A 15,224-nucleotide genomic window follows, 5' to 3' on the forward strand; every position below is an offset into this window, starting at 1 on the left:
GCTGGGCGTGCGGGCGGTGATCGCGGAGAGCTTCGAGCGCATCCACCGCAGCAACCTCATCGGCATGGGGGTCCTGCCCCTGCTGTTCCCGGAGGGGGCGGGCGCGGCCGACCTGGGCCTGGACGGGAGTCAGCGCCTGACCGTCCTCGGTCTGGAGGGGATAGGGATCGGTGTGACGCCGCTCGTCCTCAGGGTCGCCGGGGACGACGGGAGCGTACGCGAGCACACCGTCCTGCTCCGCCTCGACTCCGGGCACGAGGTCGCCTACCTGCGCCACGGGGGCACGATGCCCTACGTGGCACGGCGCTTGGCCGGTGGCCCCTCTCCCGCCTGAGGCCCTTCCCGCCGGGGGGATCGGCCGGAACCCCGCACGGTCGAGGGTGTCGGTCCACGCGGGCTCGGCCCCGCGTCACCGGACGGACAGCCTCGGCCGGTTGCGGCCGTCCACCAGTGGGCGGCCGAACACGTCGCCGGTGTGACGAGAGCGCTCCAACCCCGAAAGCGCGAACGGGGCGCGTCGGTGAACCTTTTCGGTCGCCGCACCAACCATGGGAGGGCGGGCGTCCCGGGCCAGTTTCACCTCGGGAGCCATCCCTCCGCGACCGTCACAGGAGGACGGGCGGTTCCTCGCCGATGCCGGTCTTGATCCACCGGACCCGGTCCAGGTGCGTGTGCAGGGCCCGGGAGGCCTCCTCGGTCCGCCCCTCCTCCAGCAGGTCCAGGAGCAGCAGGTGCTCGCGGGCCTGGTGCACCATGCGTGTGCGGTCGACCTGGTGCCGGTACTCGATGAGCCTGCGCACCCGGTTCTGCCGACGTACCGCGTCGAGCAGGACCGGGTTGTTCGCGCACCCCACGAGCATCTCGTGAAACTCGGCTCCCGTCTGGAAGAGGGTCGCGCGCGCGGACGAGAGCGCCCTTCCCCGCAGGAGGCCCTCCTGGCGTTCGCGGTGGGCGGCGAAGGCAGCGGCGTCCACCGCGAACCCGGGCTCCAGCAGCGCGGCGGGTTCGACGATCATCCGGAACCGGTAGCTGTGGTCGTGGCCCTCCGCGGTGGACAGCACCTCCTGGAACTCCCAGCCCCGGCCCGGCCGCCGCCGCACCAGGTCCTCGGCCTCCATCCGGACCAGCACCTGCTGGACGTGGCGCGCCGCGACGCCGTGACGGCGCGCCGTCTCCGCAGCCGTGAACTCCCGGTCGAGCCCGCCGCTGAGGAAGTCGTCCACCAAGCGGAAGTAGAGGTCCTCCTCCCGCTCCGGCGTCGGGTCCGCGGAGGCCAGCTCGCGGCCCGAACGCGCCAGGAAGTAGCCCCTGTTCGGCACGTGGCGGACGATGCCCATCTCGTCCAGCAGCCCGAGCGCGCGCCGCACCGGGGACCGAGACACCTGGAGCCTGTCGGCGATCCACTGCTCGGTCAGGTGCGCGCCCTCGTCCAGGTCCCCCGTGCGCGCCAGTTCGCTGATCTGGGTCGCGAGCGAGAGCGCGAGTGCGGAGGCGCGGCCGTCCGCACCCCTTCTGGTCCCCGAATCCACTGCCCCGGTCATCCACATCCCTGTCCGTCGGCTCCGTCGTCTCCATGATGCCGGGAATCCGCGCTCCTACGGGTTCCCGGCACCGGTTCCGTCTCCGGGGCCGGTCTGCTCGTGTACGGCGACGCCCGGGTGGTCGACCACCCGCTGGAACGGGCGACCGCGTCGGTGCGCGAGACCGTGGAGGGGTCCGAGCCGGAGCGCTCAGCCCGAGCCGCCCCGTCCCGGGCGCGGCCGTGGGATACGTCACCGCCCGGATCACGGTGTATGACGCGCGTGTTTCGGGGATGTCGCGTACGGGGCCGCCGTTGTGCACATGCCTACCGCCCTCTGCCCAATCCGTTGCGAATCGCCATTGTTCGCCAGTTCACAGTTGCTGCAACCTGGGATGAAACCCCAGGTGAGGACTGCGTGAAGTGTGCGGTCGGGGCGGGACCGCGTGCGCCCTCCACGGCGCTGGCGGCCCCACACCCACCGCCGAACACCCGCGTGGGCACGCCCGGTCCGTCCGGCCGCGCGCCCCGCCTGGGCCGCAGCCGTCCGAACCGCTCCACGGAGAACGCCTCCAGCATGCTCGACCTCAAACTGACCAACGCCCGCATCCGCACGGTCGACGACGAACGCCCCCTCGCCACGGCCCTCGGCATCGTGGCCGGGCGCGTCCTCGGCCTGGACGAGGACGTCGCCGACCTGCCCGCGCGGACCACGGTCGACTGCGGCGGCGCCGTGATCGTCCCCGGTTTCGGGGACGCGCACAACCACATGGCGTGGTTCGGCCAGTCCCTCTCCGAGCTGGAGCTGGAGACGGTGTCCACCCTGGACGGCCTCCACGACGCGGTCGCCCGCGCGGCCTCGGCACTGCCGGAGGGGGCGTGGATCGTCGGCTCCGGCTACGACGACGCCCTGCTCGGCGCCCACCCCGACCGCCACGGCCTCGACCGGGCCGGGGGAGGCCGCCCCGTCTGGCTCAAGCACCGCTCCGGGCACATGTGCACCGTCAGCAGCGCGGTGCTGCGCCAGGTCGGGGCCGACACCGCGTCGGTGGCCGACCCGGACGGGGGAGTGATCGTCCGCGACGGCGCGGGCGTCCCCACCGGCCTGCTCCAGGAGCGCGCGCAGGAGATGGTGACCGCGCTGGTCATGCCCTACCCGGTGGCCGAACTCGCCGACGCGCTCGCCCGCGCCTCCCGCGTCTACGCCTCCGAGGGCCTCACCCACGTCGTCGAGGCGGGCATCGGACGCGGGCTGATCGGCCGCACCCCGGTCGAGGCCGCGGCCTACCAGCTCGCCCGCGACCGCGGCGCGCTGCTCACCCGGGTCGAGCTCATGGTCGCCGCCGACAACATGCACCCGTTGGACGGGCACGCCGACGACGGCGCCGGAGCCGGTATCGACCTGGGGCTGCGCACCGGGTTCGGCGACGACCGGCTGCGCCTGGGGCCGATGAAGATCTGGCTCGACGGGTCCCTCATCGGCCACACCGCCGCCGTCAGCGAACCGCTCTGCGGGCACGGCCACGGCGTGTACCAGAACTCACCGGAAGAGATGCGCGCGCTCGTCGTCGCCGCCCACCGGGCCGGATGGCGCGTGGCCGCGCACGCCATCGGCGACGACGCCGTCGACGTCGCCCTTGAGGCGTTCACCGAGGCGCAGCGGGCGTTTCCGCGCCCCGACGTCCGCCACCGCGTCGAGCACGCGGGCGTGGTGCGCCCGGACCAGCTGCCCCGCATCGCCGAGGCGGGGCTGGTCCCCGTGCCCCAGCCCCGGTTCCTGTACGCCCTGGGCGACGGCATGGCCGCCGCCGTGGGTCCGGACCGCGTGCCCTGGCTCTACCGGCACCGGTCCTTCCTCGACCACGGGCTGCGCGTCCCCGGCAGCTCGGACCGGCCGGTCGCCCCGGGGGCCCCGCTCCTGGGTATGGAGTCGATGGTGGAACGCGCGACCAGCTCGGGGGCGGTCCTGGCCGCCGACGAGCGCGTCAGCGCCCAGCAGGCCCTCCGGGCCTACACCATCGACGCGGCCTGGGCCAGCCACGACGAGCACCGCAGGGGCAGCCTGACCCCCGGCAAGCTCGCCGACCTGGTGGTCCTGGACCGGGATCCCGTGGACACCGCCGGGGAGGGCATCGGCACGATCCGCGTCCTGGCGACCCTCGTCGGCGGAGAGTGCGTGTACGGCGCGGAGAACCTCGACGGCCTGGCCTGAACCGGCCCGGCCCGTCCCGACGGGCTGAGCCGGGCGGCCATCCGCCCGGCTCAGCCCCATCCCCTGAACGCCGCGTCGTCGCAGGCGCGGACAGCGAATAGGAGAGACCAACGATGAGTGACCTCGACCCCGAGGCGACCGAGGAGCGCCCGACCGGGGGCGGACCGGTGGTGAGCGGTCGCGAGGCGGGCCGGATCGCTTTCGCCGCCTTCGTCGGCACCGCCCTGGAGTGGTACGACTACTTCCTCTTCGGCACCGCCGCCGCGATCGTCTTCAACCGGCTGTACTTCACGACGCTGGACGCCACGGCCGCCACCCTGGCCGCGTTCGCCACCTTCGGCGTCGGGTTCGTCGCGCGTCCGCTCGGCGCGGTGCTGTTCGGCTGGATGGGCGACCGGATCGGGCGGCGACCAGCGCTGCTGATCACCGTGGTCTCCATCGGTGCGGCCACCGGCCTCATCGGTGTACTGCCCGACTTCGCCGCGATCGGCATCGCCGCTCCGCTGCTGCTGGCCCTGCTCAGGCTCGTGCAGGGCGTCGCGGTCGGCGGCGAGTGGGGCGGCGCGGTGACCATCGCCGTCGAGCACGCTCCGCCGGAGAAGCGCGGGCGCTACGCCGCGCTGCCGCAGATCGGGTCGCCCGTGGGCACCCTGCTCTCCTCGGGGGCCTTCGCGCTGGTCCTGCTCCTGCCCACCGAGCAGTTCGACTCCTGGGGCTGGCGCCTGCCGTTCCTGGCGGCGTTCCCGCTGCTGCTGGTCGCGGTCTACATCCGCCGCAAGGTGGAGGAGTCGCCGGTCTTCGAGGAGATGGAGAAGCAGGAGGCGCGCTCCAAGGTCCCCGCGGTCGACGTGTTCCGCCACGCGTGGGGCAGGCTCATCGTCGCGATCGGGTCCGCCCTGCTGGGCGTCGGTGGCTTCTACATCATGACGACGTTCGCCATCAGCTACGGCACGGGCACCCTCGGGCTGTCGCGCGGCCTCATGGTGAACGCCACCCTGGTCGCCGCGGTGGTGCAGATCGGTGTGATCATCTACGTCGGCCGCCTCGCCGAGAAGCTCGGCCCCGGGCGCGTCACGATGTGGGGCGGTCTCGCCACCGCGGTGGCGGCCTTCCCGGTGTTCTGGTTGATCGACACCACCTCGCCGGTGCTCGTGGTGCTGGCGGTGGCCGCGGGCGTGGGGATCCTGTCCATCAGCTACGCGGTCTCCGGTGCGCTGCTCACCGAGCTGTTCCCGGCGAACCTGCGCTACAGCGGCGTCGCGCTGGCCTACAACCTGGCCGGCGCCCTGAGCGGCTTCCTGCCGTTCGTCGCGACGGCCCTGCTGGACAGCGCGAACGGCCGGTCCTGGGTGGCCTCGGCGCTGTTCATGCTGATCGCCCTGATCACCGCGGCCGGCGGTTTCTACGGCGAGCGGCTGCGCGTCCGGGACGACGTGGTGGTGCGCTGACGCTCCCGTGAGCTCCGCACGGGCGGGGCCGGACCTGGTTGTCCGGCCCCGCCCGTTCCGTGTTCCGGGGCGCGCCCACCGGTCACACAGCGCGTCGCCCGGCACGGCGCGCCCCGGACGCACCGCGGGGCCCGCGCACGTCGCACGGGCCCCGCGGGTGCCCTCCGGTTCAGGCGGAGGGCGGTGCGCTCACGCGCGTCCGGGCGTGTGGGTCCCGCTGGCGGCCAGCTCGCCCGCACCGAGCCGCCGGACCACGTCGGTGAGCACCGCCAGGCCCGCGACCAGGTCGGAGTCCTCGGTGTACTCGCCCTCGTTGTGGGACACGCCCTCGACCGAGGGGACGAAGAGCATGACCGTGGGCACGCGCTCCTTCATGTTGGTCGAGTCGTGTCCGGCCACGGTCATGACCTCGCCGCTGCTCAGCCCCAGGCCCTCGGCGCTGGCGCGGGCCAGGGCCACGCCCTCGGGCTGGTAGGGGTTGACGTCCCAGGCGTGGGAGAGGGTCTGCTCGACGGTGACGGAGGCCGCCGCCTCGACGCGGGCGACCTGTTCCTGGAACAGCCGGTCGGCCTCGGCGAGCACCTCCTCGTCGTGTGACCTCAGGTCGAGCAGCAGTTCGGCGCGCGAGGGCACGACCACCGGCGAGTTCGGGTAGACGTCGAGCCGGCCCACGGCCGTGTGCAGCACCCCGGGGAACCGGTCGGCCAGCTCACGGGCGGCGACGACCAGCATGGAGGCGCCCACGAGGGCGTCGCGGCGGTCGGCCATCACGGTCGCCCCCGAGTGGGCCTGCTCCCCGTGGACGGTGATCGCGTACTTGCGTGCGGCCCAGGTGGCGCTGACCAGGCCGATCGTGGTGGAGGACTCCTCCAGGACGCGCCCCTGCTCGACGTGGATCTCGGCGCAGAAGGCGGCCTCGGGGCCGTCACCGTCCCCCAGGAAGCCCGTCGGGGCCAGGGCCTCGGCCACCGTGACCCCGGCGGAGTCACGCGAGGCCAGCGCCGTCTCCAGGGGGAGGACGCCCGTGTAGACGGCGCTGCCCATCATGGAGGGCGTGAAGCGCGAGCCCTCCTCGTTGAACCAGTTCACGACCGCGAGGTTGTACACGGGCTCGGAGGCTCCGGCGGCGTCCTGCTCGGCGATCCGGAAGACGGCGTGGGCGGCGGCCAGCACTCCGTAGGCCCCGTCGTAGCGCCCGGCCGTGGGCTGGGAGTCCATGTGCGAGCCGACGACCACGTAGGGGGCTCCCGGCACACGCTCCAGCAGGCCGAACTGGTTGCCCACGCGGTCGTAGACCACCCGCAGCCCCCGTTCGCGCAGGAGTTCCTCCAACCAGCGGCGCTGGGCGACGTCGGGCTCGGTGGCGGCCTGCCGGTCCACACCCCCCGACGGCGTGGCGCCGAAGGCGCTCATGGTCCGGAAGTCCTCCAGGAAGCGGGCGTCGGCCGACGGCGCGCCCTGTTCGTGTGCGGTCATGGCGGTGTTCCTTAGGGTCGTGGATGTCGACCGGACCCCGGCGCACGGAGGGCCGGGCGCGGCTGACGGCCGGTCGCCTCGGGTGGCCGGTGCGGGCGGCCCTCCATCGGGGTCGGTACGGACCCTGCGGCCGGGCCGTGTGGGGCGGGCGCGGGTCACGTCCATCCTCGCGGGGCCTCCCCGCGCCGCTCAATCGTCATCCACACAAGATTCCTCCCCGATAATGTGCATGTGCACATAGACTCGGTGTCGCGCGTCGGACACCGTCGAGACGCACGGAGGGAGGCGGCCGTGGTGAACCGGGAGCCCCGGGAGCCCCGGGAGGCCGGGGAGGCACCGTCCGCGAACGAGCCCCGCTCCTGGGCGGGCATGGTCGAGCTGCTCGCCGAGCAACAGGAGGACCTCGTCGAGGACTTCCTCCAGCGCCTGGAGGCCCTGGGCTACTACACCGACGGCGTGGTTCCCGCGTCCGATCTGCGCCAGAGCGCGACGGAGACGTTCGACATGCTCACCCGGCGGATCGCCGGGGTTCCCCTACCGGATCACCTGCGCGACCTCCCCACCCGCCTGGGCGTGCGCCGGGCCCGCCAGGGAGTGGCGCGCGAACGCCTGCTGGAGGCGGTCCGGCTCGACTTCCGCGTGCTCTGGGCGGGTCTGGTGCGCGCGGGCGGGGCCGAGGTCTCACAGATCCTCGTGCTGCACGCCGAGGAGATCCTCACCACGGTCGAGCAGTACATCAGCGACGTGCAGGCCGCCTTCCTGGAGGAGCGGGCCGTCCTGGAACGCGACTCCCGCGCCGCGGTGGCCCAGGCGTTCTCCCGGCTGCTCAACTCCGGGGACCGGGCCGCCGTCGTGGCGTCCGAGGTGGCGGGCACCGTGGGGCTCCCCGAGCACGGGACCTTCGACGTGGCCTTCGTCGCGCCGTTCCCGGAACAGCGGTCCGTGGTCCGCGCGGGGGAGCGCGGCGGAGGCCTGGCGTGGGAGTTCGACGACGGTGTCGCCCTGGTGCGCGAGGCCGGACGCACGCCGTGGCCGGACCTGTTCCCGCAGGTCTCCGGGGGCCTGGTCACGCGGGTGCGCGGGCTGGCCGCGGTCCCCGCCTCCGTCGACGCGGCCCGCGTCCTGTCCGGCTACGCCGACACCGGCGGTGGGTTCGTCCGGGAGGAGGACGCCTGGTCCGCCATCGCCCGCGACCAGTTGCGCGGCCTGCTCCCCGGCTTCGGCCGCGACCGCGTCGAACGCTTCGAAGGGCTCGACCCGGACAGTCGGGCGCGGCTGCTGGAGACGCTGACCCACTACGCCGCCACGGGATCGGTCAAGGCGACCGCCGAGTCCCTGTACTGCCACCGGAACACGGTGGTCAACCGGCTCCAGGCGTTCCGTGAGACCACGGGCCTGGACCTGACCGTCCCCGCCGAGGCCGCGCAGGCCCTGGTCCTCTTCCCGGTCCGCGAGCGGGCCGAACACGGATGAGGGGCCCCAGGTCGTGTTCTTTGGCTCGTTCCGTGCTCGCGGCCCCGGACCGCCTCCCGCCGCGCCGGTGACGCCCGCACGGCCAACCGGGCCGCGCGCCACGTCCCGCGAGGGATGGTCGGGCCCCGCTGCGCGATGCCGCCGAGCCCGCGAGGCAGGGAACAGCGGGGGCATGGGCCGCTCGCGGGGTGCCGGCTCCGCCGACAGGGACGAAAAGCACACAGAACAACACCCCCCAGCGGAGGCAAGGGGCTCGCGGAGTACGGGCGGCCCGGGAGGGAGTCCCGGGCCGCCCGGTGGGTCCTCCGTGGGTTGATGGGTCAGGGGAGGCGGGTGGGGCGCCGTCAGTTCACGCGGACAGCCGTGAACACCTCGGCCCGGTCGCCGTCCTCGTCGACCGTCCGGCCGGTGGAGGCGAACTCGAAGGAGGCGTTCTCGCGCTTGAACCGGTAGTTCTTTCTGGGTGAGGCCACCTTGGTGAAGGTTCCGTCGAGGTCGCGGATGCCGACGAAGTCGACGGTGTCGGGGACGACCAGCTTGATGCGCTTCATGCTCGGCTGGGTGATCCGCATGCTTCCTCTTCCCTGCTTGGACTCCTCCCGCGGACGGGATGGTGCTCCGTCTGGCTGCCGGGTTCATTCCCCATAACGGAACGGTAAACATTGGAGTGTCCGTTTCGGGGGGCTTCGCACTCCGGGGGAGGTGGGCGGTGTACCGGGGGGAAGTTCTTCAGAGAGGTCGTTGAACTGTGCGGACGGTGCACGCCCCTGTCGGGGGGCCGTGCCCGGGGCGGTGGGCACAGCCTGAAGCCTCAATAGGAATTTTGGTCCCGCCGAAACCTGCCAATGAGGGCGGGCAGCGCGTCATGCGGCCTCGGGGCGGGAACCGCGCACCAGCACGATGGCGGCCCACAGGGCCTCCTCGGCCTCGTCCATGGCGGCCCCGGCGTGCTCGGGGTCGTCGGCGGAGTGCACGGCGATGAGCGCGTGCGCCGCGTACATCGCCGCCTCCGCCGCCGCACCCGGAGGGGAGGGCGCCTCGTCGGTGGCCCACTGCCAGTCGCCCACGGTCCGTTCCATCCTGCGGTAGATCAGCGCCTGGGCCACCTTGGGATCCTGCACCGCGTGGGCCCAGGCGCTCGGTGGACCGTCGCGGCCCCGTACCGGTTCGGGTCCGGCCTGGATCTCGGCCGCGGCGATCAGGCTCTGTGCCAGTGCGGGTACGTCCTCGGAACGGGCGCCCCCGTCGCGGTGCTGCGGATCGAACACGGGGGAAAGCCCCAGAGCGGTCAACGCGCGTACGATCGGCTCCGGGTCGCCGATACCCTGCGTCATCTCAGCCTCCGGTGTCTGTTGCGGCTCGTCACCCTCCTACCCACTTGTCCGATGACCGTGTGTACCCCGTGCGCCCTCTCTGGAGAGATTCGCGCGGACGCACCGGGTGACGACCGGGGCTCGGCCCTTGGTGTCCGCCTCCGGGCCGGCGTCGTCCCGCGTGACCGGCCCCCTCGCGCGAGGACGCGGGAGGGGCGCGGCGGGACGAGCGCGAGGTGACCATGGTCGGCCCCATCGGCAGGGCCGTCTCCTCTCCCATGATCCCACGAGCCCGGCCAGGGGTGGGGCCGCGGCCGGAGCGTCCCGGTCCGGTTTCCGGACGCGCTCCGGGCCGGTTCCGGGATGGTAGAACGGCACGAGCATCCCGGGACGCCACGAGGGTTCCGCCGCGACAGGACCGCGGGGGAGCGTGGTCGGCACCGACGAACGAGGGAGTACGATCCTTGACCGACAACCCGTTCCTGACCCCCAGCGAACTCCCCTACCGGCTCCCCGACTTCGCGGCGATCCGCGAGGAGCACTTCCTGCCCGCCTTCGAGGAGGGCGTGGCCCAGCACCTCGCCGAGGTGGACGCGATCGTCCACGACCCGGCGCCCGCGACCTTCGACAACACCATCGCGGCGCTGGAGCGCTCCGGCGCGCTCCTCGACCGGGTGGAGACCGTGCTGCACACCCTGGCCGGTTCCGACGCCACCGACGGCATCCAGGAGATCGAACGGGAGATCGCGCCCAGGTCCGCGCGGCACAGGGACGCCATCTCGCTCAACCGCGACCTGTGGGCGCGCGTGCGGCGGGTCACCACCTCCGACCCGCGGGAGGCCCGGCTGCTGGAGCGGTACCGCCTCGACTTCGTCAAGGCGGGCGCCGACCTGGGAGACGACGAGCAGGCCCGGCTGCGGGAGCTCAACACCGAGCTCGCCGAACTCGGCACGGAGTTCGCGCGCAACCTGGTCCGGGCCACCAGCGAGGCCGCCCTCGTCACCAGCGACGCCTCCGACCTCGACGGACTGGACGAGGCCCAGCTCCGCGCGATCGAGCGGGACGGGGAGTACGTCCTGCCCCTGCTGAACACCACCGTGCAGCCCGCGCTGGCCCAGCTCACCAACCGCGCCACGCGCGAACGGCTGCACACCCTCAGCGTGGAGCGCGCACCGGAGAACCTCGGCATCGCCGCGCGTATGGCGGCGCTGCGCGCCGAGCGGGCCGGGCTGCTCGGCTACCCCGACCACGCGGCGTACAAGGTCGCCGACCAGACCGCGGGAACCGTCGACGCGGTCGAGGAGCGGCTCCGGCAGCTGGTCGGACCCGCCCGGCGCAACGTCGAGCGGGAGGCCCGTGAGCTGGCCGAGTACGCCGGACACGACATCGAACCGTGGGACTGGCCCTTCTACGCCGAACGGGTGCGCAGGGCGCGCTACGACTTCGACGACGGCGTGCTGCGCCCCTACTTCGAGCTCGGCAGGGTGGTCGAGGACGGCGTGTTCCACGCGGCGACCCTGCTGTACGGCATCACGTTCACCGAGCGGACCGACCTGCGGGGCTACCACGACGACGTGCGGGTGTGGGAGGTGTTCGACGGGGACGGCTCGCCCCTCGGGCTGTTCCTGCTCGACCCGTACGCGAGGCCGACCAAACGCGGCGGCGCGTGGATGCACAACCTGGTCGACCAGTCCTTCCTCCTGGACGAGAAGCCCGTGGTGGTGAACAACCTCAACATCACCAAGCCCGCGTCCGGCCCCACGCTGCTCACGTTCGACGAGGTGGAGACGGCCTTCCACGAGTTCGGCCACGCCCTGCACGGGCTGCTGTCGGCCGTGCGGTTCCCGCGCGTGCAGGGTACGAACGTGCCGCGCGACTTCGTGGAGTTCCCCTCCCAGGTCAACGAGATGTGGGCGGTCTGGCCGGAGGTCCTGGCCCACTACGCCCGGCACCACGAGACCGGCGAGCCGGTGCCCGAGGAGCTCGTGGAGCGGTTGACCGCCGCCCGCCGGTTCAACCAGGGCTTCGCGACCCTGGAGTACCTGGCCGCGGCGCTCCTGGACTGGTCGTGGCACCGCCTGGCGCCCGGGGAGACCGTGGCGGACCCCGCCTCCTTCGAGGCGCGGGCCCTGGAGGCCGTCGGCGCGCTCCACCCCCTGGTGGGGCCACGCTACCGGACCACGTACTTCATGCACGTGTTCTCCAACGACTACAGCGCGGGTTACTACTCGTACGTGTGGAGCGAGGTGCTGGACGCCGAGAGCGTGGAGTGGTTCACCGAGAACGGCGGCCTCAGCCGGGAGGGCGGGGACCGCTTCCGGGAGAGGGTGCTGTCCGTGGGCGGCGGTGTGGACCCCATGGAGGCGGTCCGCGACTTCCTGGGCCGGGAGCCCCGGATGGAGCCCCTGCTGGCCCGCCGGGGCCTGGACTGACCGCCGTGTGACCCCCGCCTGACCGCGTCCGCGCGGTGTCCCCGACGGCGGACCGCGTGCGGCCCGCTCCGCCTCCGGAGCGGGCCGCCCCGCTTTCCGGGGAGGGCGGACGTCCGCAGGTGGGGCGGTGCCCGATAGCCTCGTCGCCCGTCAGTCCCGAGCGATCCTGGAAGGCGTCCGATGAGCGAGGAACTGTCCGTCCGCGTCGACGGGCACGTCGGTGTCCTGGAGATCCACCGGCCACCCCACAACCACTTCGACCACGGTGTCCTCGGGGAACTCGCGGACACCGCCGAGGAGTTGGCCGACTCCGGGGACTGCCGCGCCCTCGTGCTGTGCTCGGAGGGGAGGAACTTCTGCGCCGGGGTGGACTTCGGGGCGGGCGGGGTCGGCGACTCCCCGGTCCACACCCTCGGCGCCGTCTACGGCGAGGCGCGGCGCCTGTTCGCCCTCCCGGTGCCCGTGGTCGCCGCCGTCCAGGGCGCGGCGGTGGGCGGAGGGCTGGGCCTGGCCTGCGCGGCGGACTTCCGGGTGGCGGCGCCCTCCAGCCGCTTCCACGCCAACTTCGGGCTCCTGGGCCTGCACCAGGGGTTCGGGCTGACGGTGTCCCTGCCCGCGATCGTCGGGCGGCAGAAGGCCGCCGACATGTTCTACACCGCGCGCCGGGTGACGGGCACCGAGGCCCACGCCATCGGTCTGGCCGACCTGCTGGTGGACGAGGACGCGCTCCGGCAGGCGGCCGTGGACCACGCCCACCGCATCGCCGCCTCCGCCCCGCTGGCGGTGCGCTCGATGAAGTCCACGCTCCGTTCGGACCTGCTCGCCGCGCTTCCCTCGGCCCTGGAACGGGAGATCGTCGAGCAGACCAGGCTGCTCGGCACGAAGGACAGCGAGGCCGGGGTCGCCGCGTCCCTGGCCCGGACCCGTCCCACCTTCACCGGCGAGTAGCCGGACCGCCCGCGTCGGCGGACGCGCCGGACCGGCCCCGGGTGTGGATCCCGTCGCAGTGGCCCGGGGCCCGTTCTGGAACGGGTTCCCCGGCGGCTACGGTGCTGGGGGAGTGCGGCACGGGCGCCGCGTCGCCCGTCCGCGCACCCCTTGTCGAGAGCTTCTTTCCGCCCCGCCTCGGGGCCACCAGATGGGAACAACGTGAACAGCGGCAACCTCTCCCCTCAGAACATGCGTCTGATCGTGACCGGAGGGGGGACAGGCGGACACACCTATCCCGCCCTCACCGCCGTCCGCGCGCTCCGGGACCGGCTGGCGGAGGCCGGCGGCGGGCTGGACGTGCTGTGGGTGGGCACGGCGGACAGCCTGGAGTCCCGGGTCGCGGCGGACAACGGGATCGCCTTCGCGCCCGTCGCCACCGGCAAGCTCCGGCGTGCGAGGAACCCGCTCAAGCTCATCTCCAAGGCCAACATCAAGGACATGGGCAACGTGCCCAGAGGCGTCGCGCAGGCCCGCGCGCTGGTCTCGGACTTCGCGCCCGACGTGGTGCTGGCCACCGGCGGCTACGTGGCGGTTCCGGTGGGCCTGGCCGCCGGGATGTGCCGACGCCCCCTCGTGGTGCACGAGCAGACGGTCCGCCTGGGGCTGGCCAACAAGGTCCTGGCCCGTGTGGCGGCCCGTGTCGCGGTGTCCTCCCCGTCCACGACCCAGCTGCTCCCGGAGTCCGCGCGTGCCCGGGCCGCGATCACCGGCAACCCCGTGCGCCCCGAGGTGCTGACCGGGCGGGCCGACATGGCGGCCAAGGGGCTCGGGTTCGCCGGGTACGACGCCTCGCTGCCCACCGTGTACGTCACGGGCGGGGCCCAGGGGTCGGCGCAGATCAACGGCACGGTCCGCGAGATCCTGCCGTGGCTGGTNCGTCCACCAGTGCGGCAGGGCGAACGTGGAGGCGCTGCGCCACGGCGCGGCGGACCTCCCGCCGGGCCTCGCCGAGAGGTACCACCTGACGGACTTCGTCGGTTCGGAGCTCCCCGACGTGCTGGCGCTGGCCGACGTGGTGGTCTCCCGCAGCGGGGCCGGGACGATCGCGGAGCTGACCGCGCTGGGCAAGGCCGCCGTACTGGTTCCGCTCGCCTCCTCCGCGGGGGACGAGCAGCGGCACAACGCCCGCCACCTCCAGGATTCGGGCGCCGCGGTGGCCCTGTTGGAGGAGGTCACGGCGCAGCGGCTCCAGGGGGCGGTGGAGCCGCTGCTGACCGACCGGCGGCTGCGCATGGACATCGCGGAGCGGGCCCGCGAGCACGGGCGGCCCGACGCCGCCGACCGGCTGGTCGACGTGCTGCTGTCCGCGGCCCGCGGTTAGCGCGGTGACCGAAGGGGCCCACCGGCCCGCCCCGGCCCGCGCTGATCTTGTACTTGTAGCGAGTCTCGGCGCTCCAACCTCGCTATGAGTACAAGATCGTTGGGGGTGGGAGCACTCCAGCCACACCGGCAGCGAATCCGGTCAGCCCACGGGGTGTGTCCAGGGCGTCCACGGGGTGGGGGCGCCGGCGCCGGGTTGCGCGGGCCGCGCCACCACCATAAGTTACTCACGGGTAATCCATGGTCGGGCGGTCGACGGCCGCGACCGCCCGGTCCCCACCACACCGAAGGAACCGCCATGCCCACGCTCGACCGCCACGACGACGTCTTCGTCCTCGACCTCGGAGACGGCGAGAACCGCTTCCACCCCGACTGGATCGCCTCCGTCAACACCGCGCTGGAGGAGGTGGAGAACGCGGAGGGGCCGCGGGCCCTGGTGACCGCCGCCAGCGGCAAGATCTACTCCAACGGCCTGGACCTGGAGTGGCTGATGGCCAACGCCGACCGCTACCAGGACTACGTCACCTCCGTCCACGAACTCCTGGCGCGGACGCTGTCCCTGCCGGTGATCACCGTGGCCGCCCTCCAGGGGCACACCTTCGCCGCGGGCGCGATGTTCTCCCTGGCCCACGACTTCCGCGTCATGCGCGCCGACCGCGGCTTCTGGTGCCTGCCCGAGGCCGACATCAACATCCCCTTCACCCCCGGCATGTCCGCGCTCATCCAGTCCCGGCTGTCCCCGCGGACCGCGCACGAGGCCATGACCACCGCCCGTCGCTACGGCGGCCACGACGCCCTGGCCGCCGAGATCGTCGACCACGCGGTGGAGGAGGAGGCCGTGCGCCCGACCGCCGTGGAGATCGCCCGCGCCCAGGCGGCCAAGGCGGCCACCCCCACCCTGGGCACGATCAAGGCCCGCATGTACGCCTCCGCGCTGGAGACCCTGCGCGACCGGAACGCGCCCGTCGGCTGAGGCCCGCGCCCGACCGGGACGGCCACGGCCCGCCCGAGCCGTGGCCGTCCCGGGGCCGGTGCTCCGGC

The 15,224-nt window shown here is 73.4% G+C and carries 10 protein-coding genes and 2 pseudogenes; 8 read left to right on the forward strand and 4 right to left on the reverse strand.

Annotated elements, in window-relative coordinates; translation table 11 throughout:
- Window positions 1-334, forward strand: a pseudogene (locus tag D455_RS31280) (aconitate hydratase AcnA); the annotation flags it as partial.
- A gap of 271 nt (window positions 335-605) precedes the next feature.
- On the opposite strand, the gene D455_RS0121630 reads toward D455_RS31280, so the two are convergent.
- Window positions 606-1,541 (reverse strand): GntR family transcriptional regulator, encoded by a 936-nt coding sequence (locus tag D455_RS0121630; RefSeq protein WP_026122857.1) that lies wholly within the window; start codon window positions 1,539-1,541, stop codon window positions 606-608.
- A gap of 555 nt (window positions 1,542-2,096) precedes the next feature.
- On the opposite strand from D455_RS0121630, the gene D455_RS0121635 reads away from it, so the two are divergent.
- Both D455_RS0121635 and D455_RS0121640 read left to right on the forward strand, forming a co-directional pair.
- A complete protein-coding gene (locus tag D455_RS0121635) occupies window positions 2,097-3,731 on the forward strand; it encodes an amidohydrolase (protein WP_026122858.1) in 1,635 nt (544 codons plus the stop codon).
- A gap of 113 nt (window positions 3,732-3,844) precedes the next feature.
- The gene (locus tag D455_RS0121640) at window positions 3,845-5,179 is read left to right on the forward strand and encodes an MFS transporter (protein WP_017572776.1); all 1,335 of its coding nucleotides are present in this window, start codon (window positions 3,845-3,847) and stop codon (window positions 5,177-5,179) included.
- A 189-nt stretch (window positions 5,180-5,368) separates the two neighbouring features.
- Here the strand turns inward: D455_RS0121640 and D455_RS0121645 are convergent, their stop codons facing one another.
- The gene (locus D455_RS0121645; protein WP_017572777.1) at window positions 5,369-6,655 is read right to left on the reverse strand and encodes a M20 family metallo-hydrolase; all 1,287 of its coding nucleotides are present in this window, start codon (window positions 6,653-6,655) and stop codon (window positions 5,369-5,371) included.
- Between the two features lie 369 nt (window positions 6,656-7,024).
- Between D455_RS0121645 and D455_RS0121650 the strand changes: the two genes are divergently transcribed.
- The gene (locus tag D455_RS0121650) at window positions 7,025-8,128 is read left to right on the forward strand and encodes a helix-turn-helix domain-containing protein (RefSeq protein WP_152487131.1); all 1,104 of its coding nucleotides are present in this window, start codon (window positions 7,025-7,027) and stop codon (window positions 8,126-8,128) included.
- 344 nt (window positions 8,129-8,472) lie between these two features.
- On the opposite strand, the gene D455_RS0121655 is transcribed toward D455_RS0121650, so the two are convergent.
- Window positions 8,473-8,700: a hypothetical protein gene (locus D455_RS0121655; protein WP_017572779.1), complete on the reverse strand. Its 228-nt coding sequence runs from the start codon at window positions 8,698-8,700 to the stop codon at window positions 8,473-8,475.
- A 291-nt stretch (window positions 8,701-8,991) separates the two neighbouring features.
- A complete protein-coding gene (locus D455_RS0121660) occupies window positions 8,992-9,462 on the reverse strand; it encodes a hypothetical protein (protein ID WP_017572780.1) in 471 nt (156 codons plus the stop codon).
- 443 nt (window positions 9,463-9,905) lie between these two features.
- Between D455_RS0121660 and D455_RS0121665 the strand changes: the two genes are divergently transcribed.
- The 4 genes and pseudogenes from D455_RS0121665 to D455_RS0121680 all read left to right on the forward strand — a co-directional run bounded on the left by D455_RS0121665 (window position 9,906) and on the right by D455_RS0121680 (window position 15,156).
- Entirely contained in the window at window positions 9,906-11,873 is a 1,968-nt protein-coding gene (locus D455_RS0121665; protein ID WP_017572781.1) for a M3 family metallopeptidase, read from the forward strand.
- 180 nt (window positions 11,874-12,053) lie between these two features.
- Window positions 12,054-12,821, forward strand: a complete 768-nt coding sequence (locus D455_RS0121670; protein ID WP_017572782.1) for an enoyl-CoA hydratase/isomerase family protein — start codon at window positions 12,054-12,056, stop codon at window positions 12,819-12,821.
- Window positions 12,822-13,052: 231 nt separating this feature from the next.
- Window positions 13,053-14,184, forward strand: a pseudogene (locus D455_RS31285) (UDP-N-acetylglucosamine--N-acetylmuramyl-(pentapeptide) pyrophosphoryl-undecaprenol N-acetylglucosamine transferase).
- Window positions 14,185-14,481: 297 nt separating this feature from the next.
- Window positions 14,482-15,156 carry an enoyl-CoA hydratase-related protein gene (locus tag D455_RS0121680; protein ID WP_017572786.1) on the forward strand — a complete coding sequence of 225 codons (675 nt, stop codon included), beginning with the start codon at window positions 14,482-14,484 and terminating at the stop codon, window positions 15,154-15,156.
- Window positions 15,157-15,224 lie beyond the last annotated feature (68 nt).

Source organism: Nocardiopsis halotolerans DSM 44410 (assembly GCF_000341065.1).
GTDB classification, from domain to species: Bacteria; Actinomycetota; Actinomycetes; order Streptosporangiales; family Streptosporangiaceae; genus Nocardiopsis; species Nocardiopsis halotolerans.

What these genes read in the sequence shown, in the direction of transcription:
- D455_RS0121630 (WP_026122857.1), bottom strand. Translation starts at nt 1,541, where the DNA reads ATGACCGGGGCAGTGGATTCGGGGACCAGAAGGGGTGCGGACGGCCGC.
- D455_RS0121635 (WP_026122858.1), top strand. Translation starts at nt 2,097, where the DNA reads ATGCTCGACCTCAAACTGACCAACGCCCGCATCCGCACGGTCGACGAC.
- D455_RS0121640 (WP_017572776.1), top strand. Translation starts at nt 3,845, where the DNA reads ATGAGTGACCTCGACCCCGAGGCGACCGAGGAGCGCCCGACCGGGGGC.
- D455_RS0121645 (WP_017572777.1), bottom strand. Translation starts at nt 6,655, where the DNA reads ATGACCGCACACGAACAGGGCGCGCCGTCGGCCGACGCCCGCTTCCTG.
- D455_RS0121650 (WP_152487131.1), top strand. Translation starts at nt 7,025, where the DNA reads ATGGTCGAGCTGCTCGCCGAGCAACAGGAGGACCTCGTCGAGGACTTC.
- D455_RS0121655 (WP_017572779.1), bottom strand. Translation starts at nt 8,700, where the DNA reads ATGCGGATCACCCAGCCGAGCATGAAGCGCATCAAGCTGGTCGTCCCC.
- D455_RS0121660 (WP_017572780.1), bottom strand. Translation starts at nt 9,462, where the DNA reads ATGACGCAGGGTATCGGCGACCCGGAGCCGATCGTACGCGCGTTGACC.
- D455_RS0121670 (WP_017572782.1), top strand. Translation starts at nt 12,054, where the DNA reads ATGAGCGAGGAACTGTCCGTCCGCGTCGACGGGCACGTCGGTGTCCTG.
- D455_RS0121680 (WP_017572786.1), top strand. Translation starts at nt 14,482, where the DNA reads ATGCCCACGCTCGACCGCCACGACGACGTCTTCGTCCTCGACCTCGGA.